The sequence below is a fragment of the Rhizobium sp. CFBP 8762 genome (assembly GCF_014841565.1).
GTDB lineage: Bacteria > Pseudomonadota > Alphaproteobacteria > Rhizobiales > Rhizobiaceae > CFBP-8762.
The window spans coordinates 262981-286444 of record NZ_JACYUD010000006.1; the positions used below are offsets into that span (position 1 = coordinate 262981).

Annotated in this window: 26 protein-coding genes and 1 tRNA gene; 14 read left to right on the top strand and 13 right to left on the bottom strand. The window is 56.6% G+C overall.

From position 1 onward, the window contains the following. Positions 1-42: 42 nt before the first annotated feature. The gene (locus IFT84_RS15255) at positions 43-450 is read left to right on the top strand and encodes a Fur family transcriptional regulator (protein WP_192120852.1); all 408 of its coding nucleotides are present in this window, start codon (positions 43-45) and stop codon (positions 448-450) included. 3 nt (positions 451-453) lie between these two features. Here IFT84_RS15255 and IFT84_RS15260 read toward each other — a convergent pair whose 3' ends face one another. Both IFT84_RS15260 and IFT84_RS15265 read right to left on the bottom strand, forming a co-directional pair. Further along, positions 454-990, bottom strand: coding sequence for a gamma carbonic anhydrase family protein (locus IFT84_RS15260; protein WP_192120854.1), 537 nt, complete (start codon positions 988-990; stop codon positions 454-456). Positions 991-1019: 29 nt separating this feature from the next. Beyond that, positions 1020-1676 (bottom strand): biliverdin-producing heme oxygenase, encoded by a 657-nt coding sequence (locus IFT84_RS15265; protein ID WP_244651232.1) that lies wholly within the window; start codon positions 1674-1676, stop codon positions 1020-1022. A 72-nt stretch (positions 1677-1748) separates the two neighbouring features. On the opposite strand from IFT84_RS15265, the gene dusA reads away from it, so the two are divergent. Beyond that, the gene (gene dusA, locus IFT84_RS15270; RefSeq protein WP_192120856.1) at positions 1749-2819 is read left to right on the top strand and encodes a tRNA dihydrouridine(20/20a) synthase DusA; all 1071 of its coding nucleotides are present in this window, start codon (positions 1749-1751) and stop codon (positions 2817-2819) included. Between the two features lie 33 nt (positions 2820-2852). Here the strand turns inward: dusA and IFT84_RS15275 are convergent, their stop codons facing one another. Beyond that, positions 2853-3065, bottom strand: a complete 213-nt coding sequence (locus tag IFT84_RS15275) for a cold-shock protein (RefSeq protein WP_192120858.1) — start codon at positions 3063-3065, stop codon at positions 2853-2855. Positions 3066-3952: 887 nt separating this feature from the next. On the opposite strand from IFT84_RS15275, the gene IFT84_RS15280 reads away from it, so the two are divergent. From IFT84_RS15280 to IFT84_RS15305, 6 genes are all read left to right on the top strand, one after another. Continuing rightward, positions 3953-7732: a vitamin B12-dependent ribonucleotide reductase gene (locus IFT84_RS15280; RefSeq protein ID WP_192120860.1), complete on the top strand. Its 3780-nt coding sequence runs from the start codon at positions 3953-3955 to the stop codon at positions 7730-7732. Positions 7733-7807: 75 nt separating this feature from the next. After that, positions 7808-8971 (top strand): Na+/H+ antiporter NhaA, encoded by a 1164-nt coding sequence (gene nhaA / locus IFT84_RS15285; protein WP_192120862.1) that lies wholly within the window; start codon positions 7808-7810, stop codon positions 8969-8971. A gap of 3 nt (positions 8972-8974) precedes the next feature. Continuing rightward, the gene (locus IFT84_RS15290; protein ID WP_192120864.1) at positions 8975-9220 is read left to right on the top strand and encodes a DUF982 domain-containing protein; all 246 of its coding nucleotides are present in this window, start codon (positions 8975-8977) and stop codon (positions 9218-9220) included. Positions 9221-9299: 79 nt separating this feature from the next. Further along, positions 9300-9524 carry a DUF378 domain-containing protein gene (locus tag IFT84_RS15295; protein ID WP_192120866.1) on the top strand — a complete coding sequence of 75 codons (225 nt, stop codon included), beginning with the start codon at positions 9300-9302 and terminating at the stop codon, positions 9522-9524. Positions 9525-9681: 157 nt separating this feature from the next. Then, positions 9682-9921: a DUF982 domain-containing protein gene (locus IFT84_RS15300; protein ID WP_192120868.1), complete on the top strand. Its 240-nt coding sequence runs from the start codon at positions 9682-9684 to the stop codon at positions 9919-9921. A gap of 81 nt (positions 9922-10002) precedes the next feature. After that, positions 10003-10428 carry a hypothetical protein gene (locus IFT84_RS15305; protein ID WP_192120870.1) on the top strand — a complete coding sequence of 142 codons (426 nt, stop codon included), beginning with the start codon at positions 10003-10005 and terminating at the stop codon, positions 10426-10428. Between the two features lie 33 nt (positions 10429-10461). Here the strand turns inward: IFT84_RS15305 and IFT84_RS15310 are convergent, their stop codons facing one another. Both IFT84_RS15310 and IFT84_RS15315 read right to left on the bottom strand, forming a co-directional pair. Next, complete coding sequence (locus IFT84_RS15310; RefSeq protein WP_192120872.1) at positions 10462-10782, bottom strand: hypothetical protein; 321 nt, start codon at positions 10780-10782, stop codon at positions 10462-10464. A gap of 333 nt (positions 10783-11115) precedes the next feature. Next, positions 11116-11200 (bottom strand) — tRNA-Leu (locus IFT84_RS15315). 217 nt (positions 11201-11417) lie between these two features. On the opposite strand from IFT84_RS15315, the gene lipB reads away from it, so the two are divergent. From lipB to sugE, 6 genes are all read left to right on the top strand, one after another. Further along, on the top strand, positions 11418-12155 hold the full coding sequence (gene lipB, locus IFT84_RS15320) for a lipoyl(octanoyl) transferase LipB (RefSeq protein ID WP_192120874.1): 738 nt from the start codon (positions 11418-11420) through the stop codon (positions 12153-12155). A gap of 89 nt (positions 12156-12244) precedes the next feature. Continuing rightward, positions 12245-13372, top strand: coding sequence for an S-(hydroxymethyl)glutathione dehydrogenase/class III alcohol dehydrogenase (locus IFT84_RS15325; protein ID WP_192120876.1), 1128 nt, complete (start codon positions 12245-12247; stop codon positions 13370-13372). A gap of 67 nt (positions 13373-13439) precedes the next feature. Next, positions 13440-13916, top strand: coding sequence for a YaiI/YqxD family protein (locus IFT84_RS15330; protein ID WP_192120878.1), 477 nt, complete (start codon positions 13440-13442; stop codon positions 13914-13916). Further along, positions 13913-14746 (top strand): S-formylglutathione hydrolase, encoded by an 834-nt coding sequence (gene fghA, locus IFT84_RS15335; protein ID WP_192120880.1) that lies wholly within the window; start codon positions 13913-13915, stop codon positions 14744-14746. Before IFT84_RS15330 ends, fghA begins: the two co-directional genes overlap by 4 nt. 41 nt (positions 14747-14787) lie before the next feature. After that, complete coding sequence (locus IFT84_RS15340; RefSeq protein WP_244651233.1) at positions 14788-15423, top strand: DUF1345 domain-containing protein; 636 nt, start codon at positions 14788-14790, stop codon at positions 15421-15423. Between the two features lie 140 nt (positions 15424-15563). After that, positions 15564-15878: a quaternary ammonium compound efflux SMR transporter SugE gene (sugE, locus tag IFT84_RS15345; RefSeq protein ID WP_192120884.1), complete on the top strand. Its 315-nt coding sequence runs from the start codon at positions 15564-15566 to the stop codon at positions 15876-15878. 61 nt (positions 15879-15939) lie between these two features. On the opposite strand, the gene IFT84_RS15350 is transcribed toward sugE, so the two are convergent. The 8 genes from IFT84_RS15350 to rplQ all read right to left on the bottom strand — a co-directional run bounded on the left by IFT84_RS15350 (position 15940) and on the right by rplQ (position 23450). Next, positions 15940-16725 carry an ATP12 family chaperone protein gene (locus IFT84_RS15350; RefSeq protein ID WP_192120886.1) on the bottom strand — a complete coding sequence of 262 codons (786 nt, stop codon included), beginning with the start codon at positions 16723-16725 and terminating at the stop codon, positions 15940-15942. Next, entirely contained in the window at positions 16718-17383 is a 666-nt protein-coding gene (locus IFT84_RS15355) for an HAD-IA family hydrolase (protein ID WP_192120888.1), read from the bottom strand. The genes IFT84_RS15350 and IFT84_RS15355 overlap by 8 nt, the downstream gene beginning before the upstream one ends. Next, entirely contained in the window at positions 17383-18375 is a 993-nt protein-coding gene (locus IFT84_RS15360; RefSeq protein WP_192120890.1) for an RluA family pseudouridine synthase, read from the bottom strand. The genes IFT84_RS15355 and IFT84_RS15360 overlap by 1 nt, the downstream gene beginning before the upstream one ends. A gap of 65 nt (positions 18376-18440) precedes the next feature. Further along, positions 18441-18821, bottom strand: coding sequence for a fluoride efflux transporter CrcB (gene crcB, locus IFT84_RS15365; protein WP_446737609.1), 381 nt, complete (start codon positions 18819-18821; stop codon positions 18441-18443). Between the two features lie 11 nt (positions 18822-18832). Then, complete coding sequence (locus IFT84_RS15370) at positions 18833-20023, bottom strand: benzoate/H(+) symporter BenE family transporter (protein WP_192120892.1); 1191 nt, start codon at positions 20021-20023, stop codon at positions 18833-18835. A gap of 92 nt (positions 20024-20115) precedes the next feature. Next, positions 20116-21429 (bottom strand): replication-associated recombination protein A, encoded by a 1314-nt coding sequence (locus IFT84_RS15375; protein ID WP_192120894.1) that lies wholly within the window; start codon positions 21427-21429, stop codon positions 20116-20118. Further along, a complete protein-coding gene (locus IFT84_RS15380; protein ID WP_244651243.1) occupies positions 21426-22718 on the bottom strand; it encodes a DegQ family serine endoprotease in 1293 nt (430 codons plus the stop codon). The genes IFT84_RS15375 and IFT84_RS15380 overlap by 4 nt, the downstream gene beginning before the upstream one ends. A 306-nt stretch (positions 22719-23024) precedes the next feature. Next, the gene (rplQ, locus tag IFT84_RS15385; protein WP_192120898.1) at positions 23025-23450 is read right to left on the bottom strand and encodes a 50S ribosomal protein L17; all 426 of its coding nucleotides are present in this window, start codon (positions 23448-23450) and stop codon (positions 23025-23027) included. Positions 23451-23464 lie beyond the last annotated feature (14 nt).

The window sequence follows — 23464 nt, forward strand, 5'->3', positions numbered from 1 at the left end:
AGATGACAGGTCAACGGACGCAGACCTGCTGAGGAGTTTGCAATGAGTACGCGGCAGCTGACCAAAAATCAGTCTCTTGTTTATGATGCCTTGAGCCACGCGGATGGCCCGCTGAGCGCGTATACGATTCTCGATCAACTGCGCGACCATGGTTTTCGCGCGCCCTTGCAGGTGTACCGCGCGCTGGAAAAACTGCTGGAATTTGGCATGGTTCACCGGCTGGAAAGCCTCAATGCCTTCGTTGCGTGCTCCCATCCCCATAACCACGATGACGAACATAGCCATGGAGTTACCGCATTCGCAATTTGCGAGACCTGCGGGCAGGTCAACGAGTTTCATGATTCCAACATCGACCAGCGCATTGCGTTCTGGGGATCAGAAAACGGTTTCAAGCCAAACAAGACCACAATGGAAATTCGGGGAATTTGTGGTGCCTGTGCTGGCGTTTGATCCTTAGGAATCCGGCAAAATCGCAAGGTTTGCCGCAAAGATCTGCCAGTTGTTGACATAGCTTTCTGCAGCTTTGCGCAGTGTGCTGATGGACTCGCCATCCAGCACGCGAACGGCTTTTGCAGGCGCTCCGACGATCAGGCTGTTGTCCGGGAAGGTCTTGCCTTCCGTTACCAGTGCGTTGGCACCGACGAGGCAATTGTTGCCAATGACAGCCCCATTCAAAATCGTCGCGCCCATTCCAATCAACGAATTGTTGCCAATGGTGCAGCCATGAACAATGGCGCGGTGCCCGATTGTGCAGCCCTCGCCGATCGTGACCGGGAAACCGGCATCCACATGGATGACGGCACCTTCCTGAACGTTGCTTCCCGTCCCAATGGTGATGGCGTCTTTGTCTGCGCGCAACACGGCACCAAACCAGATGCTGACTTGATCATTTAAGGTAACGGAACCAACGACATGCGCATCCGGGGCCACCCAGTAGGAGCCAGCCGGAGGAGTCTTTGGACGTTTATCACCGAGTGCGTAGACTGGCATGATACACTCCAGCTCGATTGGTATGAGCGTCAGGAATCGACGCGCGACAGCACTATGGCGCGCATCGTTTCAAACGCGGCAATGGCACCGGATATCACGCGGGCCTCGTCGGCTGGCGGAAGGTCGATATCATTAAGCGAATCCGTGAACGAACGCCAATGCTTGCCACGTCCATCCGGATGACCCGCCAGATGGCGCGCACCATGGCTTTCACTCAGTCCGAGCTTGCGCGCTTCCTTGATGAGAAAGGCAGCGCCAAGGTTGGAACCCTCCACGACATAGAGCCAACCCAGCGCGGTCGGTGTATCGGAGGTGATTATATCCGAAGGATCGGCAAGTTCCGGGGCAGACAGACCGAGATCGGCGAGGTCTTGTTCAATCAGCTCGAAACGGTCTCGCTCGGCGAGATCAGGAAGAAAGACGGTCAGTTCCGGGCGATGGTAGAGCGCCCGCAATAGGCCGTGGAACTGATACTGGCATTGCAGAAACAACCCATACCGCGCAATGCTTTCAAACGGGCGCATTCGCATGACGAGCGCATCGAGCGATTCATGGCTGCTGGAGGTAGCGGCGCGCAGGCTCAGCCAGCGATTGAAGGACTTGGGCACCGTGCTGGCAGCAAACTCTATCGTACCGACGTTATCCATCATGCCCTCATGCGCTGTCGAAGATTTGAGATTTACCATGGCCCCTGCGGGGTTTCAAATCAAAACGAAAGGCGTCATAAGGCTCGCAATGAACCATACTGGACCCCTCTGATGCCCCTTTACAGCACGCCCACATTCGCGGTTGCACCGATGATCGACTGGAGCGATCGGCACTTTCGGTATCTGGCGCGGCAACTGTCGCACAATGCGCTGCTTTACACCGAAATGGTGGTGGCCGATGCGATCCTGCGGGGCAACCGCGAGAAATTGCTGGGGTTCGATCAGAGCGAACATCCCGTTGCCTTGCAGCTTGGTGGCAATGACCCGGTGAAACTGGCCGAGGCCGCGCGTATTGGTGCGGACTTCGGTTACGACGAAATCAACATGAATGTCGGCTGCCCGTCCGACCGGGTCCAGAGCGGCACGTTCGGCGCTTGCTTGATGCGGGAGCCGGAAACAGTGGCCGCCTGCGTTGCCGCGATGAAAGCCGTTGTCCACGTTCCGGTTACCGTCAAATGCCGGATCGGCGTGGACGATCAGGATGCGGAAGTCGCGCTGCGCGAGCTGCTGGCAAACGTTGTGGATGCCGGGGTTGATGCCGTATGGGTCCATGCCCGCAAAGCGTGGTTGCAAGGACTGAGCCCCAAGGAGAACCGCGATATTCCCCCGCTGGATTATGATTTAGTGTACCGTGTGAAAGCTGAGCGTCGCTCGCTGTTTATTGGTATCAACGGTGGGGTGACATCGCTCGGACAGGCACATGATCATCTGAAGCACGTGGACGGCGTGATGATGGGGCGGTCTGCCTACCATGACAGCGCGTTGTTGACGGGTGTGGACCAGATGTTCCCGCACCCAATGACCCGCGCCTTGGGGCCGGTGGAAGCATTGACACCATCAGGCCATACGACATCGACGGCGTTCTGGGAAAATCTGTGTGATACCATGATGGTCTATGCGGACCGGCATATCGACAGCGGCGGACGCCTGATCCATGTCACACGTCATATGGTAGGGCTGTTCCAGGGCTGGCCGGGCGCGCGCCGCTTCCGGCAAATCCTGTCCAGCGATGCCACCAAGGCCGGTGCGGAATCGGCCGTCATCGCGCATGCGTTTGATGCCATTTTTGAAGCGTCGGCAACGCAGACTATCAATGAGGACACAAAAAACGGCGCCGTTTGAAGGGCGCCGTTTTATTGAATTCGTAACAGGCTATTAGTGAGCCTGGATGTTGACGGCCTTGGGGCCCTTGCCCATACGGTCCGGCTCGGTGTCGAACGTGACCTGCTGGCCGTCTTTCAGAGTCTGGATACCAGCTGCCTGAAGAGCGGAAATGTGAACGAATACGTCCTTGGCGCCGCCGTCTGGAGTGATGAAACCAAAACCCTTGTCCTGGTTGAAGAATTTTACGATGCCCTTGGTGGCCATGGGGGAAAGTCCTTATCCCTTGTAGAAACGCTGCACCGTTGCCAGTGCGGTGGTGTTGCCTCCCGCGCCGATCGATCGACGCAAAAAGCCAGTCGAGAAGTCACGATATCGGGGAAAGAACGTCCATATTGCCTCCCAGGCCGAAACCTATCAAGCTCAGGCATTTGCGCCGGTATCTGTCCAGTCTCCGGGATCAAATTCGCCCGAACGACAGAAACTCTGCCAGCAAATTTCCGATATGGCAAGAGTATAAATTCACTGACTGTTCTGCAAACCGATTAGATTAATAGTCTGGCTTTTCCGAGCAGCCACCGTTGTTTGCATTCAACGATTCCCTGCCGGGTCCTACGCCGGAAAAAAAGCGCCGACTTTTTGGGCGACGTGCCACCGATTCTACCCAGGAATTGCGACTGCTTGCCGACGCAAGAAATCAAGCGTTTTTACGTCGTTTCGCACATCTAAAATTTAAATCGGGTGGGCTCGGAGGCGATACCGTCACCGGTTGATAGGGAAGCTGCTGATTCTAAAGGCAGCTTCCGAAATCAAACGATATCCACAGGGGACCCTACTATATTTAGTGGTCTCGTGTTTCGGCGATCTACAGCTTGACGCCCGCGGTAATTAAACGGCACATCTCAGTTCTGGACGGGCTGCAACGTGACGATCCCTGCTTCTATGGGATGACGTAGCACTTGTAGCGACCGACACTGTCCAAAAAAATTGACGTCTGTACACGATTTTATACTGGCACCGACTCGCCTTTGTGTGCATAGAGCACTACATATTGTGTTAACCAACGTATGACACACTAGATAAGGCGAGACCGTTCGCCCCGCGACGAGATGAACTAACCCGTGCCTGAGCGCGGTTCCTAGAGGATTGAGACAATGCGTATTGAACGTCGTTTTACCAAGGCTGGGCAGTCTGCCTATGCAAGCCTGGAGTTTCGCAAAGCCACCAGTGAAATTCGCAACCCGGACGGCTCAATCGTGTTTCGTCTGGAGAATATTGATGTCCCCGCACAGTTCTCGCAGGTTGCCTCGGATATTCTGGCCCAGAAATACTTCCGCAAGGCGGGGGTACCGGCCCGGCTGAAAAAGGTTGAAGAAAACTCCGTTCCATCCTGGCTGTGGCGCTCGGAAGCTGATCTGGCGGCCATGAAGGATATGCCTGAAAGCGAGCGCTACGGTTCTGAAACCGATGCCCGTCAGGTTTTTGATCGTCTGGCCGGCACCTGGACCTATTGGGGCTGGAAGGGCAACTACTTCGCATCTGAAGACGACGCCTTGGCCTTCCGCGATGAGCTGGCCTATATGCTGGCCAGCCAGCGCGTGGCCCCCAACTCGCCACAGTGGTTCAACACGGGTCTGCACTGGGCCTATGGCATTGATGGCCCCGGACAGGGCCACTTTTATGTGGACCCCTTCACCGGCAAGCTGACAAAATCCAAGTCCTCCTACGAGCATCCGCAGCCCCATGCCTGCTTCATTCAGTCCGTTGGTGATGATCTCGTCAACGAAGGCGGCATCATGGACCTGTGGGTTCGGGAAGCCCGTCTGTTCAAATACGGCTCCGGCACGGGCTCGAATTTCTCCTATGTGCGCGGCGAGGGTGAAAAACTGTCCGGCGGCGGCAAGTCGTCCGGCCTGATGAGCTTCCTCAAGATTGGTGACCGCGCTGCCGGTGCCATCAAGTCCGGCGGTACGACCCGCCGCGCTGCCAAGATGGTCGTGGTCGATATCGATCACCCCGATATTGAAGAATATATCAGCTGGAAAGTGAAGGAAGAGCAGAAGGTTGCCGCGCTCGTTACCGGTTCCAAGGTCGTCGCGTTTCACCTGAAAGCGATCATGAAGGCCTGCAAGAACTGCGAAGCCGACAATGATGCCTGCTTTGATCCCAAGCAAAACCCTGCCCTCAAGCGCGAAATTCGCGCCGCCAAAAAGGCGCAGGTTCCGGAAAACTACGTCAAGCGTGTTATCCAGTTTGCCCGTCAGGGTTATACCGATCTCGACTTCAAGACCTATGATACCGATTGGGATTCGGAAGCCTATCTGACTGTTTCGGGCCAGAACTCCAACAATTCGGTTTCCATCAAGGACGACTTCCTGCGTGCTGTCGAAAATGACGGTGACTGGGACCTGACTGCCCGTAAGGATGGCCGCACCATCAAGACTTTAAAGGCGCGCGACCTTTGGGAGCAGATTTCCTACGCCGCCTGGGCGTCGGCCGATCCGGGCCTGCACTTCAACACAACCATGAACGACTGGCACACATGCCCGGCAGCAGGCCCGATTCGGGCATCCAACCCCTGCTCCGAATACATGTTCCTGGATGATACGGCTTGCAATCTGGCCTCGTTGAACCTTCTGCAGTTCAAGGACCCGACGACCAAGAATATCAACATCGCTGATTACGAGCACACGGTTCGGCTATGGACGATCGTGCTGGAAGTGTCCGTGATGATGGCGCAGTTCCCCTCGCGCCAGATTGCGGAACTGTCCTATCAGTACCGCACCCTTGGTCTCGGTTACGCCAACATTGGCGGCCTGTTGATGTCGTCGGGCATTCCCTATGACAGCACCGAAGGCCGTGCCATTTGTGGCGCACTCAGCGCCATCATGACCGGTATTTCCTATGCCACGTCTGCCGAACTGGCGGCCAAGCTCGGCGCTTTCCCGGGCTATGCTCCCAACAAGGCCAGCATGGCACGCGTTATGCGCAACCATCGCCGCGCGGCCTATGGCGAAGCAACGGGCTATGAAGGTCTTTCGGTCAACCCTGTGCCGCTTGCCCATGCGGAATGCCCGGATCAGGACCTGATCAGCCACGCGAAAGCCGCCTGGGACAAGGCTGTGGAGCTTGGCGAAAAGCACGGTTACCGCAATGCGCAAACGACTGTTGTGGCCCCGACCGGCACAATCGGTCTGGTGATGGATTGCGACACGACTGGCATTGAGCCTGACTTCGCACTGGTCAAGTTCAAGAAGCTGGCCGGCGGCGGCTACTTCAAGATCATCAACCGGGCGGTTCCGGAAGCCCTGCGCACGCTCGGCTATTCCGAAAGCCAGCTGGCAGAGATCGAAGCCTATGCCGTGGGTCATGGCAATATGAATCAGGCTCCGGCCATCAATCCCGGCTCGCTGAAAGCAAAGGGCTTCACGGATGAGAAGATTGAAGCCGTCAGCGCTGGCCTGAAGTCCGCATTCGACATCAAGTTTGCCTTCAACCAGTGGACGCTGGGCGCCGACTTCCTGAAGGAGACGCTCAAGGTTTCGGACGATCAGCTTGCGTCTATGGATTTCAATCTGCTGGAGCACATCGGTTTCTCGCGCAAGGATATCGAAGCGGCCAACATCCACGTTTGCGGAGCGATGACGCTCGAAGGCGCGCCGTTCCTCAAAAAGGAACATCTGGCGGTGTTTGATTGCGCCAATCCCTGCGGCAAGGTCGGCAAGCGGTATCTGTCGGTGGAAAGCCACATTCGGATGATGGCAGCGGCCCAGCCGTTCATTTCCGGTGCGATTTCCAAGACAATCAACATGCCGAACGACGCAACGGTTGAAGACTGCAAGAGCGCCTACATGCTCTCGTGGAAACTCGCGCTCAAGGCCAACGCCCTGTACCGTGATGGCTCCAAGCTGTCCCAGCCGCTGAACTCCTCCCTGATCGAAGACGATGAGGACGAGGATGCCATGGAAGACTTCCTGGCGGCCCCGGCTGCCGCGCAGGCTGTGACCGTGACGGAGAAAATTGTGGAGCGCGTGGTCGAAAAGATCGTTCGCCAGCGCGAGAAGCTCCAGAACCGCCGTCAGGGCTACACGCAGAAGGCCATCGTTGGTGGACACAAGGTGTATCTGCGCACCGGTGAATTTGGTGACGGTCGTCTGGGTGAAATCTTCATCGATATGCACAAGGAAGGTGCGGCCTTCCGTGCGATGATGAACAACTTCGCCATCGCCATCTCGCTCGGCCTGCAATACGGCGTGCCACTGGAGGAATATGTGGAGGCGTTCACCTTCACCAAGTTCGAACCCGCTGGCATGGTGCAGGGCAACGATGCAATCAAGAACGCCACATCCATTCTGGATTACGTGTTCCGCGAATTGGCCGTTTCCTACCTTGGTCGTAACGATCTGGCGCATGTGGACACGTCCGATTTCGGCAACACCGCGCTTGGCAAAGGCATTGAAGAAGGCAAAACCAATCTGCTATCCACCGGCTGGACCCGCGGATACAAGCCTTCGCTCGTTGCTGGCCATAACGTCAGCAACATCAATGAGCCAAAGGGCTCGGCAACTGCGACACAGCCCAAGGGTGGATCTTCGACGATCACGTCCATTGGATCGACAGCGCTGAAAATGGAAGCGGCACCGCAGCAGAGCGAAGTCATCGCCTTCAAGCGGGACTTTGAGGAGCGGGCGGCACCGGTTGCCGAACCCGTATTGCAGCCAGCCGCGGTGACGGATGTGTTCTCCGATCAGGCAGCGGCGGATGCCGCCAGTGCAAAAACGGAAGCGAAGAAACTGGAGGCCGACCGTCGCATGAAGTCCATCATGCAAGGCTACACCGGCGACAGCTGCGCGGAGTGCTCGAATTTCACCATGGTTCGCAACGGAACCTGCCTGAAATGTGACACTTGCGGCTCAACAAGCGGCTGCTCCTGAACTTCGTCCTCTCTGATAAGTATGATCAGCCCGGCATTGTCCGGGCTGATCTGTTTTACGTTCTTCGGTGACCCCATGAAATCAACAGTCTTTTTCGGCCATCTCAGGCGTTTCATCCATCTGGAAGCCGCCGGCGGAATCGTGCTGTTCATGTCCGCGCTTCTGGCCTTGATCGTTGCCAATTCTCCCGCCGCGCCTGAATACTTCGAGATCTTGCACAGCTATCTCGGACCCCTTTCCCTTTCGCACTGGATCAACGATGCGCTGATGGCGATCTTCTTTTTGCTCATCGGGCTGGAGATCAAACGGGAGGTGGTCTCAGGCCAGTTGGCAAGTTGGGGTCAGCGGATCGTCCCCGGCGTTGCTGCCATCGTCGGAATGGTGGTTCCCGCGCTCATTTTTGTTGCTATCAACCAGTCCGAGCCACAGAACCTGCGGGGATGGGCCATACCCGCCGCGACCGATATAGCCTTCGCGCTTGGTATCCTTGCCATGCTTGGCTCCCGTGTGCCCATGTCGCTCAAAATATTGTTGACCGCTATTGCGGTGATTGATGACCTGCTCGCTATCATCGTCATCGCCGTTTTTTATACCCAATCCCTGTCGTTGCTGCCGCTGATGGGGGCGGTGCTCGGTCTCTGCGTTTTGCTGCTGTTCAACAGGCTGCGCATCCACATCCTTTGGCCATATCTGCTGGTTGGTATTTTGGTGTGGGTTTGTGTGTTTCTATCCGGTCTGCACGCCACGCTCGCGGGCGTTCTGGTGGCTTTGACCATTCCCATGTCAGCCGACCACGCTCACTCACCGCTGCACCGTTTGGAACATCGAGCGCACCCATGGGTTGCCTTTGCAATCGTGCCCCTGTTCGGCTTCGCCAATGCAGGTGTTTCTCTAGCGGGTATCGAGATCGGCGACCTTCTTTCACCCCTGCCCCTCGGGATCGGCCTCGGCTTGTTTCTGGGCAAGCAGATCGGAATTTTTGCCACGCTCTGGCTGCTGGCCCGCTTGCGTGTCGCATCCCTGCCTGCAGGCGCGAACCTGCGCCAGATTTACGGCATGTCGATCCTTTGCGGCATCGGTTTCACCATGAGCCTGTTTATCGGTAATCTGTCATTTACCGATGGCGGAGAACTGATGAACCAGGTAAAAATCGGTGTGCTGGGCGGCTCCATCCTGTCAGGCGTTACCGGGTGGTTGATGCTAAGGAAACCAGTGTCTGCAAGCATGCCGAAGGGATAAAGAATGTCGCAGGTTTGGAAAAAGAGCGTGACCCTGGAACTTGAGGGACCCGGCCAATACACAACTATTGATTCCACCCAGGGCGCATCCTGGGCCATGATTGAAGACTGGCCGCTGGAAGACCATCCTGCACTCGACCACGCACTGCTCGTTTGCGCAGACGTCAGCAAGGGCAAACGGCCTGATGAGGATGCAAGAGAAGCCTTTATCGCTGCTGCGAAAGAGGCCGGTATTACTATAAAAGAATAAGCGGAATCTTGACTGGAACGAGGAACAATATCAATCAAAAGCTGTTGAGTGGGCAATGACAACCCCTGAGGATCTTCCCATGAAAACTGTCAATGTTATTACGCTCCTTTTGATTATTGTCGGCGGCCTGAACTGGCTGTTGGTTGGCCTCTTCCAGTTCGATCTGGTCGCCTCCATCTTCGGTGGCCAGAACGCGCTTCTGGCACGGATCATTTATATTCTTGTTGGCCTCTCCGCTCTTTGGCAGCTTGGCCCGCTCGGCAAAACCATTAATTCCAATGAGGTTACGGCAGAACGTCGCTAATCCTTTTTGACTGAACTATATTGAGCAAAGCCGCCTGCACAAGCAAGGCGGCTTTGGTGCGTCAACGGCCCGGCGCTTGGGAACCAAACGCCTTGTTTTGCGTTTGGAAAATGCGGCACGAGGAGCCGCCCCCGTTTTCGCAGAAAGGAAGTCTTCGATGAAAATCACCTGGAGTGAGCCAATAGAAGTGGGTTCTTTACAAGGCGACATCAGGGCGATCCACGGTCCATCGGAAGCTTTGCATTGCCTCGCAGAAGCCTGGCCGGATCGCCGCGGTCCGTTTTACGTTCAGGCACGCCGGTTCTGTCGTGCGGCGATCGACGGACGCCGAACTCTTGAAGAAGCCCGCGAAATGTTCATATCCGCCGCACGGGAAGCTCGGTTGAACGCCCATTGATGAGGAGCGCCTCGTGCGCTCCTATAGACCATACGACTATGCTTTCTTCGCAGGTCGTTAGTAAATGCGAAGGGTCAGATCGTGTTTCCCTTTAAAAGCTTCCTGAAAGCTGTGTTGTTTGGCACGCTGGCCGGGGCTGGACCAATCCTCCTGATAACGGTGACCTTCGCACTGCTCTCCCTTCCCGATGGCGGGATCAAGGGACCAGGCAGTTTGCCACAAACTCTTCAGATGGTGTTTTTGCCGCTCGCCGTGGCGTTCCCCATCGTACTCGTCAGTAGTTTGGTGTTTGGAATCCCGGTCACATTCATCTTGCGGCGTTTGCGCGCTGAAAGTTCCAATACCTATACTTTCACCGCTGGATTTATCGGGATGCTGATACCCTTGGCGGGTTGTTTATGGTGGGACGTTCAGGACTGGATATGTCTGCTGGGTTTCTTCAGCGGCGCTGTTACAGGTTCCGTCTGGTGGCGGGACATGAACCTACAGAAAACCCCGCACCGGTGATGGTGCGGGGTTTTGCGATTAACGGGCTGCGTTTTATCGGATGTACAGCTTGAACACCGAAGGCGCATAGTAATACCCGTCGCTATGACGGCGATAGCCAGGACGGTGGTTGCGGTAACCACGATGTCCATGCCAATAGCCCGCACGATCTCGACGACGATCGAACCGCTCGCGACGATCACGGTGATGGCGAACCTGTGGGCGATGACGATCACGATGTTGCGCCAGTTCAACATCCGACGTTGCCAGAGGTTGATGAATAACGACCGGTGCGGCGGCGGCCGAACCAACCGACGAAAAGGCTGTCACGGCAACCAGCAGGGCGGCGCCGATACCAGAGATAAATCTATTCATTGTTCACTCCTATCAGAATTGATGAGGGACCATGCGCCGTCAGAGGTGAACCAAGTATGAACCAGCATTCCGAGATGTAGGGAGGCTCATCGCGCATTCCCGGTAAAAGAGGTATTGCCTCTACATCCTCAGCAATGCACCAACACAAGAGATTTGAGCAGTTGGGCGAACATGTGTTCGCCAGAGATGCTCGGGTTGGCATGCGAGATTAAATTGATATCAATCGCGCAACACGGTCTTATTCACCGTCTTGCAACAATGACGTCGACGTGTCTTATGCCCGGAAATCGGTGATTTAAAAGAGTATTTTACAGAGGCTCAGGTCGCTCTGAATGGTGCGGTCGAGAAGACTCGAACTTCCACGGGTTGCCCCACAGCGACCTCAACGCTGCGCGTCTACCAATTCCGCCACGACCGCATCGTGGTAGTACCGAACTGCTCCGGTGGGGTGCATCTAGCAAAAGCATGGGGGGTACACAAGAGCCTGCCGAACGATTTTTCCTTTTATCTTGAACTATTCAGCCAATGGTCAAACACTGCTGATCCTGATCGGCTGTTGGCGTCTGCCTACCCCCTCTGATACAGAATGTGGAATGTACCCATGGTCACAAACCAATTTGCCTGAGGGAAAGCCAATGCTTCGCGGACATCTCTGTCGAACCTTCCTTGCCTCCGTGGATTCACCGCCGGTGGAATGGCGTATCGAGCCGGGGCTGCTGCCCTACGATGAAGCGGTTCAGTTCATGGCAGCGCGGGTAGACAGCATTGCCCGAGGAGACGCAGCCGAGTTGATTTGGCTGGTCGAACACCCCGCGCTGTACACAGCCGGAACCAGCGCAACAGAGGGCGATTTGATTTCCCCCTCACGCTTTCCCGTCTTCAAAACCGGGCGTGGTGGGGAATATACCTATCACGGACCGGGCCAGCGCGTGGTCTATGTGATGCTGGACTTAAAGCGGCGCAAGCAGGATGTACGCGCGTTCGTCGCGGCTCTTGAGGAGGTCATCATTGCCGCCCTTTCGGAGATGAATCTGCGAGGCGAACGCCGGGAAGATCGTGTGGGCGTGTGGGTCAGCCGCCCGGACAAGCCACGAACCCCGAGTGGGGACATTGCGGAAGACAAGATTGCGGCCATTGGTATCCGTTTGCGCCGGTGGGTCAGCTTCCACGGGTTTTCGCTGAATGTCGATCCCGATCTCGACCATTTTTCCGGCATCGTGCCGTGCGGCATCACGGATTTCGGCGTGACCAGTCTGGTTGATCTCGGTCTGCCCGTCATGATGTCAGATGTCGACATTCTGATTCGCCAGGCCTTTGAGGTCGTTTTCGGTCCGACAATCACCGCCCCCATGTCGCGATCTAACGAGACCTAGAAAGGCAATTGTGGTGAAACAAGACTTTTTGCTTGAGCGCGCTCAACGGCTCTGCAATGGTTCATTCTAATTTAAGACGGAGAGACACTATGGACGTTCGCGCTGCGGTCGCTGTGCAGGCTGGGAAGCCCCTTGAAATCATGACGGTCCAACTTGAAGGACCACGCGCTGGCGAAGTTCTGATCGAGGTTAAGGCCACAGGCATTTGTCATACCGATGAGTTTACGCTGTCGGGCGCAGATCCAGAAGGGATTTTTCCGGCCATCTTGGGTCATGAGGGCGCCGGTATCGTCGTTGATGTCGGCCCGGGCGTAACGTCGCTTAAAAAGGGTGATCACGTCATTCCGCTTTACACGCCGGAGTGCCGCGAATGCTACTCCTGCCTTTCGCAGAAAACCAACCTCTGTACCGCTATTCGCGCAACGCAGGGGCAAGGCCTGATGCCCGATGGCACCAGCCGCTTTTCTATCGGCAAGGATAAGATTCACCATTACATGGGTTGCTCCACCTTTGCAAATTACACCGTGCTGCCAGAGATTGCGCTTGCCAAGGTCAATCCGGACGCGCCCTTTGACAAGATCTGCTATATCGGCTGTGGCGTGACCACTGGCATCGGTGCGGTGATCAATACGGCGAAGGTCGAAATCGGTTCGACCGCCATTGTCTTCGGTCTGGGCGGCATTGGCCTGAATGTCATTCAGGGGTTGCGTCTTGCCGGTGCCGATATGATCATTGGCGTCGACCTGAACAATGACAAAAAGAAATGGGGTGAGCGGTTCGGAATGACCCATTTCGTCAACCCCAAGGACGTAGACGGCGATATCGTGCCCTATCTCGTGAACTTGACGAAGCGTCGCAACGACACGATTGGCGGTGCCGATTACACCTTCGACTGCACAGGCAACACCACCGTTATGCGTCAGGCACTGGAATCGTCGCACCGTGGATGGGGCCAGTCGATTATCATCGGCGTGGCGGGCGCAGGTAAGGAGATTTCCACCCGTCCGTTCCAGCTGGTAACTGGCCGCAACTGGCGCGGCACCGCCTTTGGTGGTGCACGAGGTCGCACGGATGTTCCCAAAATCGTGGATTGGTACATGGAAGGCAAAATCCAGATCGACCCCATGATTACTCACACCATGCCGCTGGACGACATCAATAACGGCTTCGACCTCATGCACAGGGGTGAGAGCATTCGCTCCGTAGTCATCTACTGATTCAAGAAAGCCCATCAAAACATTGGTTAGATGGGCTTTTCCGCTGCTCTTAACACATTGATTCAACATGATTTACGTCGATGCAGATGCCTGTCCGGTCAAACCGGAAATTCTCAAAGTCGCCGAGCGGCACGGCATGGACGTCACTTTCGTGGCCAACTCTGGCCTGCGGCCCTCGCGCGATCCAAGGGTTACGAATGTGATCGTTTCGGCGGGCTTCGATGCAGCAGATGACTGGATTGCCGAGCGCTCAACCGAGGGTGATGTGGTCATCACGGCGGATGTGCCGCTGGCGGGCCGCTGTGTTGCCAGCGGCGCGCTGGTAACCGGCCCGACCGGGCGCGTGTTTGACAAGACCAATATCGGCATGGCGACCGCCATGCGAGACCTCGGTCAGCATCTTCGGGAAACCGGTGAGAGCAAAGGATACAATGCGGCTTTCTCGCCGCGCGACCGCTCGGCGTTTCTGGAAACACTGGACCGTCTGTGCCGACGGGCCAAAATTTTGTCCGAGCACAGCACAGCACAACGGAGCAACCCATGAAGATCATATCGCAAGCAACCGCATTTGGCGGCATGCAGGGTGTGTTCACGCACGAATCACAGGCCTGCAAGGGCGAGATGACGTTTGCGGTCTACGTCCCTCCCAAGGCGATTTCCGAGCCCTGCCCGGTTTTATGGTATCTATCCGGCCTGACCTGCACCCATGCCAATGTGATGGATAAGGGCGAATACCGCCGGATGGCGTCCCAACTTGGTCTTATCATCGTCTGCCCCGACACAAGCCCGCGCGGGCATGAGGTGCCGGATGAACTCACAAATTGGCAAATGGGCAAGGGTGCAGGCTTTTACCTGAACGCGACTGAGGCCCCCTGGGCCGAACACTACCAGATGTACGATTACGTAACGGAAGAGCTGCCTGCATTGATCGCAGAACAGTTCCGGACGGACATGAGCCGACAGGGCATATTCGGCCATTCGATGGGCGGCCACGGTGCCATGACGATAGCGCTGAAGCATCCGAACCGCTTTAAAAGCTGCTCCGCCTTCGCGCCGATCGTGGCCCCCTCTTCCGCCGATTGGTCGAGCGGCGCGTTTGAGAAATATCTCGGCGCTGACCGGGCAACGTGGCGCGCCTACGATGCCTGTGCTTTGGTCGAAGACGGCCACCGGTTTCCTGCGTTCCTCATCGATCAGGGCAAGGCCGATGGCTTTCTGGAGGACGGATTGCGGCCATGGCTGTTTGAGGACGCGGTGAAAGAGACTGATATCGCGCTGACGTTGCGCATGCACGAGCGTTACGATCACTCCTACTTCTTCATTTCGACCTTTATGGATGACCATTTGAAGTGGCATGCCGAGCGGTTGGCATAATCATGCTGGTCACCTCGCTCTCGCTGCACCGGTCTCGGCATATGCCTTTCTATATCGGGGCAGCGCTGGGCGTGGTGACGCTGGTCGTCGTGGCGCTCGCCGGTCTGCCCCGCGCATTTGAGCCAGCAGCGATCGTCTTTTTCCTAGCCTACCTGATTCTCACCTTTCTGAAACTGCCGAGACTGACGGCGACGTTCCTGCGCAGACACGCGGCTGATACCGATGAACCGGTTGCCATTATCTTTGCGGCAACGCTGATTACCGTCGGTGTTTCCATTGCCTCCCTGTTTTTCGTCCTGAATGGCAATGGCGACATTCGCGGGGTCGATCTCGCCATTGCATTGCTGTCCGTCGGCCTCGGCTGGGTTACGGTTCACGTGATGGCCGCTTTGCACTACGCTCATGTTTACTGGCTTTCGGCCAAGCAAGGAGCAGCCGAGGGTGAACAGGACAGTGAAATCGCTGGCGGTCTGGACTTTCCCGGCGACGACGAGCCCGGCGTCTACGAATTTCTGTATTTTGCCTTTGTGATTGGCATGACGGCACAGACATCCGACGTTCAAATCACCAAAACATCCATGCGGCAACTTAATCTGGCGCACGCCATCGTTTCGTTTTTCTTTAATACGGTGCTTGTTGCCGCCACGGTCAATGTCGCGGTGAGTTTGTCCGGCTGATTATCTCTCCCGGCTATCTTGAGGTTGAGCACCTTTGCCTTATATAGTGCGCCTGTACGGACGACCGTATCATCCCTTCCCCTTGCGAGGACGACCTCGCTGAACTTGAACCATCCATGGGGATGGTGCATGGAGATGGCATGGCTTGGACCTTGCTTTTTGTTGCCGGACTTTTCGAGATTGGCTGGGCCATCGGCCTGAAATATACCGAGGGCTTTACGAAACCCGTGCCGACGACACTGACCGTCGGTGCCATGATCGCGAGTGTGGTGCTGCTGGGGCTGGCGGTGAGAACACTGCCCATAGGCTCGGCCTATGCCGTCTGGACGGGAATCGGGACCGTTGGCACGGTCATTGTCGGCATTATTCTATTTGCCGAACCGGCTACCGCAGCGCGCCTGGGCTGCATCGCCTTGATCATGGCAGGTATCGCAGGTTTGAAGCTGACGGCTTAACGGACGGCAAAAAACCCTTGGATGCGCTCGTATCCAAGGGTTTCTTCAATCTGCTTTTAGCTTAAACACGCAGTGCGGACAGAACCTTTGCTGCGGCCTGCATGTCCTTCCAGCGATGGGCTCGCCGCAGTTCCGCTTCTTCGTCAGTGCCCCAAAGCTGGACATTCCAGTCCTCGTCCACATGCGCAAGCGCCCATGCCTCGTCCGCCTCCAGACGCTGCTCGACAAGCGCAAGTGAAAGAAGCGCAGAGCCGGTCAGAGTCGTCACCGTATGCAGTGCTGCAAGTGCCAAAGGCTGCTGATGACGCGCCATGGCGTTTCGGAATGCGTTAATCGCCTCCGGCGGCTGCGTCTGGTGCATGACCCCCTGCGCAAGAATGAATCGCGCACCGTAGGTCTCAGTTACCCACGCCAGAACAGGTCCCCAGCGCTCATCCTGCAGAGACACCAGTTCCTGCGGCTGGTCGGCCCGGTAACAGATCATATCCGTGCCAGCAAACCGAACGATATCATCAATGACAGCCTGAGGGTCTTGTGCGATTCCATCCAATGCGGTGTTGGCAAGCCGCGTGACAGGCATGGAGGACGGATCGATCACGTCGGTCTGAGCGGCCCATTCTTCGCGCAAAAGGTCCGCTACGCCAGGTGTCGGGACCACCAAAAGGTTTTTCGCAGGCGTCTTGACCGAACGACCATCCAGATGAATGGCAAAGCCCCCCTCTGCTTCTTCCACAGTCACCGCAGTATAGAACCGTTTGGGCAGCGGCTTCAACATTTGTATTTGCGCGCGGCGAACCGGGTCCGGATCGGTCAGCGCTGCAGTAAGGTCGTCTCGAACGTCAGCCATGGCTGGTCTCCAACACTTTGATAAGGTCGCTCGGCGTGCGTGCGATGCTATCGGCACCCGCCGCCACCAGTTCCGGCACGCTGGCATAGCCCCAGGCCACGCCGATGGCCGTTGCACCCGCACTTTTTGCCATCTGCATATCGTAAATCGCGTCACCGATAACAATGGTACGGGTGGCGGCGATATTCGCCTCTGCACAACACTCGGTTACCATCGCCGGGTGTGGCTTGGAGGGGCAATCGTCAGCGGTGCGCGACACGGCAAATATGGGGGTGAAGCCGTGGGTTTGCGAGATGACGTCCAAACCACGGCGTGATTTTCCGGTCACCGCACCCAGAACCAGATCGTCCCGCGCCGATAAAGTGCTCATGACGTCAGAAATGCCAGCGAACAACGGCTCCTGAAAACCCGCCTCGGCGCGAACATCCGCGTAGATTGATTTATAGTAGGCGGTCATTGCGATCGCGCGGTCATCCACATGGGCCTGCCTCATCATGCGGGCAATGGCGATATCCAAGGTCAAACCGATGATCGATTTTGTCTCGCTGATATCCGGGCGCGGCAAATCGTAGGCGACAAAGGTCCGTGCCATAACTTCGTGGATCAAACCGGCGCTATCGACCAGTGTTCCGTCGCAATCAAACAGAACCAGCCGCATCAGTCATCGAGCCTTTCACCATTGGCCATATCGAACCCTAGCAGATTCCAGCTCTGCACCATGTGCTGAGGCATCGGCGCGGTGATTTTCAGGCGTCCGCCATTCGGATGCGGTATGTCGATGTGGCGCGCGTGCAGATGCAGCTTGTTCTGCATTCCACCGGGAAAATCCCAGTTCGTGTCCGCCTCAAAATATTTCGGATCTCCGAGAATCGGGTGGCCGATGTGAACAGCGTGAACGCGCAGCTGATGGGTGCGCCCCGTATAGGGCTCCATCTCCAGCCAGGCAAAATTCTGGCCTGCCTGCTCCAGCACACGATAGTAGGACACGGCATGGTCCGCACCATCCTCACCGTGTTGGCAGATGCGCATCCGGTCGCCATCGGGCGTCTGCTCTTTGACTAGCCATGTTGAAATTCGGTCATCGCGCTTTCGCGGAACACCCTTGACCAGAGCCCAGTATGTTTTTTTGGTATCACGCTCACGAAATGCGGCAGTTAGTTGCTGCGCCGCACCACGCGTACGGGCAATGACCAGCACGCCGGATGTATCGCGGTCCAGCCGATGCACGAGGCGCGGCTTTTCGCCCTTCGGGCTTGTCCACGCTTCCAGCATTTTGTCGATATGGCGGTTGATACCTGAGCCACCCTGTACGGCGATCCCGGCAGGCTTGTTCAAAACAATCACCTTGGCATCTTCGTGCAACAGCATGCGTGACAGCAATTCACCATCCGGCGAATGTTTCAGATCCCGTCCGGCAATAGGACCGGTTTTTACATTGGCATCAATTCCCATGGGCGGTATGCGGATCATCTGTCCAGGCTGTATCCGCATATCAGACTTTGCCCGACCGCCATCAACACGCACCTGCCCTGACCGCAGCAGCTTTTGCAGAGGGCCAAAGCCGAGGCCGGGGAAATGGACCTTGAACCAGCGATCCAGCCGCATTCCCGCCTCTTCGCTTTCCACTTGCCTATGCTCAATACCCGCCATACCCGTCAACCTTCGATCATTGTTCTGAAAGGCGTAATCCTTCAGACCCGCTTTAACAGCTGGCTTTAAACGATTGAGCGGGTCAGGACCAGCCCGGCAAACACCGCCAACAGGGAAACAACCACGCTGGATGCGATATAAATGAGCGCTGCTGCTGTATTTCCTCGCTCAAGGAGCGTCAAAGCGTCCAGCGTGAAGGCGGAAAAGGTCGTATAGCCGCCGATAAGGCCCGTGATCAAAAGCAGCCGCAAATCGACCGACCCGCCAAACCGACGGACGATAAATTCAGCCGTCACTCCAATCAAAAACGATCCGGTAACATTGACGAACAGCGTACCCCACGGAAATACCGGGCCTGCCAAACGCAGCGCCCATACCCCTACCAGATAGCGCAGGACCGAACCAACGGCTCCTCCCACGGCCACAAGCACAATATTCAGCGGCATGGTCATTTACCTCAGCTTGACGGTTTGCGACTGGTATTCACGGCCGTGACCAGCAGCCCTGCAATCAACGCCCAGAACGCCGAACCGATCCCCCCGACCGAGATGGCAGATGCTGTAACCGCAAAAGTCACCGTAGCAGCGACCCTTTCGCGTTCAACGGAGAGCGCCAGGGCCATTGCATTGATGAACGGCGCCATCAACGCCAGTCCCGCCACCACCGTGATGAACACCGGTGGGAGCACGGCGAACAGTGCTACAAGCGAGGCACCAAACAGCGCAAACACGAGATACATGCCGCCATAAACCGGCCCCGTCAACCAGCGGTGCTTAGGGTTCGGGTGGGCGTCCGGCCCCGTGCAGAGCGCCGCCGAAAGGGCCGCCATATTGGACGTATGCGCACCAAAGGGCGCGGAGATGAGCGACACGAGACCTGTGACCTGCAAACACGCAGAGGTCGGCGGCTGATAGCCCGCAGCCCGCAGCACGGCAAAACCCGGCAGGTTCTGGGACGCCATGGTGACGAGATACAACGGCAAGGCCAGGCCGATGGCCACACGCAGATCGAAGACGGGTGACACCAGTTCAAGCGTCGATATCTCAACCATCGGCAGAGCACTGACGCGCCCCAGCGCAAACGCGAGTACCACGCCGCTGGCGAGAACGGCAATGATTGCCAGCGGAGCATTGAACAACCGGACAATGAAAAACATGGCGACGAGCGGCAGAACCAGCATAGGGTCAATAGCTGCAGCTTTCGCGGCCCCCACCAGAAAGTTCAGGAGCACACCTGCCAGCATGCCGGATGCGACCGGCGCTGGAATTTTCAAAACCAGCGCGGATAACGGTTTGACCATACCTGTCAGGAGAAGTGCCGCGCCCGTGATCACGAATGCGCCAACGGCCTCGTTCAATCCAAACCCGGTACTTGCGCTGATAACGGCCAATCCCGGCGTGGACCACGCAGTGATCAACGGCATGCGAAACCTGAGACTGAGAAAAGTGGATGATAGCGCAATCGCGATACAAACGGCGGTTACCCAACTGGCTGTTTGCGTCTGTGTTGCCTCAAGCTTCTGAGCGGCTGCTATTATGAGCGCAAGCGTTCCGCCAAAACCGACCACGGCCGCAACACCCGCTGAAGCAAAGACAGACGCCTGAAACAAACCCGGCGATTCCGTCTGCGATTGTACACTGCCGTCCATCAAACGTCTGCTCCTGCCCCATTTCGCTTGTTGGGCTTTTGTAGTCACATCGGATTTTCCGAAAACCGCTTCACACTTTTCGGTCCGATATTTTACTTGTCCGCTCTTTCCGCTCTAAGCTTCGACCACCAGTCGAGTCTTTTTCGAATATCGCGCTCAAATCCCCGTTCTGGCGGATCATAGAATACGTGTCTGCCCAATTTCTCCGGGAAGTAGTCCTGACCGGAAAAAGCGTCAGGCTCATCATGGTCATAACGGTATCCGGAGCCATATCCCTCGCCCTTCATCAGCTTGGTCGGCGCATTCAGAATGTGTTTGGGGGGAAGCAGAGAGCCGTGTTCCTTGGCCACACGCAGTGCTGCTTTGTAGGCTTTGTACACTGCATTGGATTTGGGCGCGGTCGCCAGATAGACACAGGCCTGCGCCAGTGCCAGTTCGCCCTCCGGTGAGCCCAGAAAATCATAGGCGTCCTTGGCGGCATTGCACACCACCAAAGCTTGAGGGTCGGCCAGTCCGATATCCTCCACCGCCATGCGCACCAAACGGCGACCCAAAAACAGAGGGTCTTCGCCTGCATCAAACATTCGGCATAAATAGTAAAGAGCGGCATCCGGGTCCGATCCGCGCACTGCCTTATGCAGTGCTGAAATCAGATTGTAATGACCATCCTGCCCCTTGTCGTAGACGGGGGCGCGGCGTTGCACGATGTCTTGCAGCGCGTTCTGGTCGAATACTTCGCCCGGTCGTGCAGCCCGCCAGATTTCTTCTGCCAGCGTCAGAATCGCTCTTCCGTCTCCATCCGCCATGCGGATCAGGCTGGCTCTTGCTTCATCGTCCAGCGGCAGGGTCTGCCCGGTCGTTTCCTCCGCTCGCACCAGCAATTCCGACAGGCTGGACTCATCATGGGGCTTGAATGTCAGGACACGCGCGCGGGAGAGCAAGGCGGCATTCAGCTCAAACGACGGGTTTTCCGTCGTCGCCCCAACCAGGATGATCGTACCATCCTCCATCACAGGCAGAAAGCTGTCCTGCTGCGCCCGGTTAAACCGGTGTATCTCATCCACGAACAACAATGTCTGCCTGCCGGACATACGACGCGCACGGGCCGATTCAAACACCTTTTTCAAATCCGCTACGCCGGAGAAGATGGCCGAAATCTGCTCAAATGCCAGACCGGTCTCTCCCGATAGCAGCCGTGCGACGGTGGTCTTGCCTGTACCCGGCGGCCCCCAGAAGATCATGGAACCGAGTGATCCTGACCCAATCATGCGCCTCAAGACACCATCCTCACCAGTGAGGTGCGGCTGTCCGGATACCTCGCTGAGTGTTTTCGGCCTCAGCCGATCGGCCAGCGGTCGCTTTGCGCCAATGTCCGCTGGCTCGGTCGTTGAGAACAGATCGGTCATCTGAAGAACTGCCGTATTCTTTGTCCGTCGCGTTCGATCTCAAGCCGCCAGAGGGACGGATCGGCGGCAACGGCTTTTTCCAGCATAGCCGTGTTTGTGATATCTACGCCGTTCAATGCCACGATGATGTCTTTGGCTTGCAGCCCTACACGCGCCGCAGGAGAACCGCTTTTGGTGGATGTTACGACAACCCCCGTCTTTCCTGTTGGCATCCGAAGTTCATCCGCCAGACGCGGAGAGAGGTTCGCAATCACTGCTCCAGCGAGTGGATTGCGCCCTTCCAGCAATCGCTCATCGCGCGGCGTGCTTTCGGGCGCTTGGGTCAACGTCATCTCGACGTCACGCTGCGTTCCGTTTTCAGACACTGTCATTCGCGCTGTTTTCCCGACGCCGACGGTTGTTAACCGATAACCAAGCGCATCGGGATGCTCGACCGGGATACCATTGACCGCAATAATGACCTGTCCGGGCTTGATACCTGCGTCCGATGCGGGACTGCCCTCAAGGACAGAACTCACCAAGGCGCCGCGCGCCGTTTGAAGGCCGAGCGCTTCCGCAACCTCCGATGTCACCGGCTCGAACGTCGCACCGATGAAGGGTCGCACAAACGCACCTTCCCCCTTTTGTGCAGACTGCACAAAGACGTTCACAAGGTTTGCTGGAATTGCAAATCCAACACCGTTAGAACCGCCACCCCGCGAAAAAATCGCCGTATTGATACCGATCAGCTCACCCCGCATGTTGATTAGCGCGCCACCGGAATTACCGGGGTTGATTGCCGCATCGGTCTGGATAAAGAAACCGAAGTCGCCCGGTGTAACCTGGTTGCGCGCCAGGCCGGACACGATGCCGCTCGTCACCGTTTGCCCCACCCCAAACGGATTTCCCATCGCCAGAACAAGGTCGCCAACCTCTAGCGAGTCGGAGTTCCCAACTGGTATGATTTGAAACGGCCCCTCTCCCTGAATTTTCAGAACTGCAAGATCCAGCCGCTCATCCTTCAAAATGATCTTGCTTTCGAACTCCCGTCCATCGGCAAGCGCCACCTTGATATCGTCTGCGCCTTCAATCACATGGTTGTTGGTTACCACCGTCCCGTCTGCCGTCACGATGACCCCGGAACCGAGGGAGGACTGCTTGGATGAGCGATTTGGCATCCGCTGGCCAAAGAATTGCTCCAGAAATGGATCGTCAAAAAAAGGCGAGCGGCTTTGGACCGTCTTTTCCGCATAGACATTGACCACCGCGTTTGCTGTCTGCTTCACCAGCGGGGAAAATGACAGCTGCATTTCGGCCTTTGTGGACGGTACGGCTGTCTGAACCGCGTTTGTCTGGACCGTATCAACAGTCTGCTCGCCAAGAGAGCGATCTACAAAAGCGACCCACCCGGCACCCGCAACGATGAACGCCAGTCCAGATACAACAGCGATACGCAACGGTTTGAACATTTCCACCATCCATTCAAGTCATGTCGTAAACGATATAAGCCAGCAACCCTTCAAATAAAATAGGTTGGAATCAAGTCCAAGGACGCGGTCTGCCAAAACGAAAAAAGCCGCGCTGAGGGCGCGGCTTTTTCATGATTTTCAGAAATGTTAAGCAGCTTCTGCTGCATCGGCTTCGGCTGCGACGCGAGCCAAATCCTTCGAGCCCTTGGCCGCAGGATCACGATCCACAAATTCGACAACTGCCAAAGCGGCGTTATCGCCGTGACGGAAGCCAGCCTTCATGATGCGCAGGTAGCCACCATGACGGTTACCGTAACGCGAAGCGATCGTATCAAACAGCTTGGCAACAACTGCCACATCGCGAATCTGCGAAATAGCCTGACGGCGGGCATGCAAATCGCCACGCTTGCCAAGTGTCACGAGCTTTTCCACGATCGGACGAATTTCCTTTGCCTTGGGCAAAGTTGTGACGATCTGTTCGTGCTCAATCAGGGACGCAGCCATGTTCGCAAACATGGCCTTACGGTGACTTGCAGTTCTGTTCAGCTTGCGGCCGGAATTACCGTGGCGCATTGCTATTCTCCTTT

Excerpts from the sequence above, each read along its gene's own strand:
- IFT84_RS15255 (WP_192120852.1), top strand. The coding sequence starts at position 43 with ATGAGTACGCGGCAGCTGACCAAAAATCAGTCTCTTGTTTATGATGCC.
- IFT84_RS15260 (WP_192120854.1), bottom strand. The coding sequence starts at position 990 with ATGCCAGTCTACGCACTCGGTGATAAACGTCCAAAGACTCCTCCGGCT.
- IFT84_RS15265 (WP_244651232.1), bottom strand. The coding sequence starts at position 1,676 with ATGGTAAATCTCAAATCTTCGACAGCGCATGAGGGCATGATGGATAAC.
- dusA (WP_192120856.1), top strand. The coding sequence starts at position 1,749 with ATGCCCCTTTACAGCACGCCCACATTCGCGGTTGCACCGATGATCGAC.
- IFT84_RS15275 (WP_192120858.1), bottom strand. The coding sequence starts at position 3,065 with ATGGCCACCAAGGGCATCGTAAAATTCTTCAACCAGGACAAGGGTTTT.
- IFT84_RS15280 (WP_192120860.1), top strand. The coding sequence starts at position 3,953 with ATGCGTATTGAACGTCGTTTTACCAAGGCTGGGCAGTCTGCCTATGCA.
- nhaA (WP_192120862.1), top strand. The coding sequence starts at position 7,808 with ATGAAATCAACAGTCTTTTTCGGCCATCTCAGGCGTTTCATCCATCTG.
- IFT84_RS15290 (WP_192120864.1), top strand. The coding sequence starts at position 8,975 with ATGTCGCAGGTTTGGAAAAAGAGCGTGACCCTGGAACTTGAGGGACCC.
- IFT84_RS15295 (WP_192120866.1), top strand. The coding sequence starts at position 9,300 with ATGAAAACTGTCAATGTTATTACGCTCCTTTTGATTATTGTCGGCGGC.
- IFT84_RS15300 (WP_192120868.1), top strand. The coding sequence starts at position 9,682 with ATGAAAATCACCTGGAGTGAGCCAATAGAAGTGGGTTCTTTACAAGGC.
- IFT84_RS15310 (WP_192120872.1), bottom strand. The coding sequence starts at position 10,782 with ATGAATAGATTTATCTCTGGTATCGGCGCCGCCCTGCTGGTTGCCGTG.
- lipB (WP_192120874.1), top strand. The coding sequence starts at position 11,418 with ATGCTTCGCGGACATCTCTGTCGAACCTTCCTTGCCTCCGTGGATTCA.
- IFT84_RS15325 (WP_192120876.1), top strand. The coding sequence starts at position 12,245 with ATGGACGTTCGCGCTGCGGTCGCTGTGCAGGCTGGGAAGCCCCTTGAA.
- IFT84_RS15330 (WP_192120878.1), top strand. The coding sequence starts at position 13,440 with ATGATTTACGTCGATGCAGATGCCTGTCCGGTCAAACCGGAAATTCTC.
- fghA (WP_192120880.1), top strand. The coding sequence starts at position 13,913 with ATGAAGATCATATCGCAAGCAACCGCATTTGGCGGCATGCAGGGTGTG.
- IFT84_RS15340 (WP_244651233.1), top strand. The coding sequence starts at position 14,788 with ATGCCTTTCTATATCGGGGCAGCGCTGGGCGTGGTGACGCTGGTCGTC.
- sugE (WP_192120884.1), top strand. The coding sequence starts at position 15,564 with ATGGCTTGGACCTTGCTTTTTGTTGCCGGACTTTTCGAGATTGGCTGG.
- IFT84_RS15350 (WP_192120886.1), bottom strand. The coding sequence starts at position 16,725 with ATGGCTGACGTTCGAGACGACCTTACTGCAGCGCTGACCGATCCGGAC.
- IFT84_RS15355 (WP_192120888.1), bottom strand. The coding sequence starts at position 17,383 with ATGCGGCTGGTTCTGTTTGATTGCGACGGAACACTGGTCGATAGCGCC.
- IFT84_RS15360 (WP_192120890.1), bottom strand. The coding sequence starts at position 18,375 with ATGGCGGGTATTGAGCATAGGCAAGTGGAAAGCGAAGAGGCGGGAATG.
- crcB (WP_446737609.1), bottom strand. The coding sequence starts at position 18,821 with ATGCCGCTGAATATTGTGCTTGTGGCCGTGGGAGGAGCCGTTGGTTCG.
- IFT84_RS15370 (WP_192120892.1), bottom strand. The coding sequence starts at position 20,023 with ATGGACGGCAGTGTACAATCGCAGACGGAATCGCCGGGTTTGTTTCAG.
- IFT84_RS15375 (WP_192120894.1), bottom strand. The coding sequence starts at position 21,429 with ATGACCGATCTGTTCTCAACGACCGAGCCAGCGGACATTGGCGCAAAG.
- IFT84_RS15380 (WP_244651243.1), bottom strand. The coding sequence starts at position 22,718 with ATGCAGCTGTCATTTTCCCCGCTGGTGAAGCAGACAGCAAACGCGGTG.
- rplQ (WP_192120898.1), bottom strand. The coding sequence starts at position 23,450 with ATGCGCCACGGTAATTCCGGCCGCAAGCTGAACAGAACTGCAAGTCAC.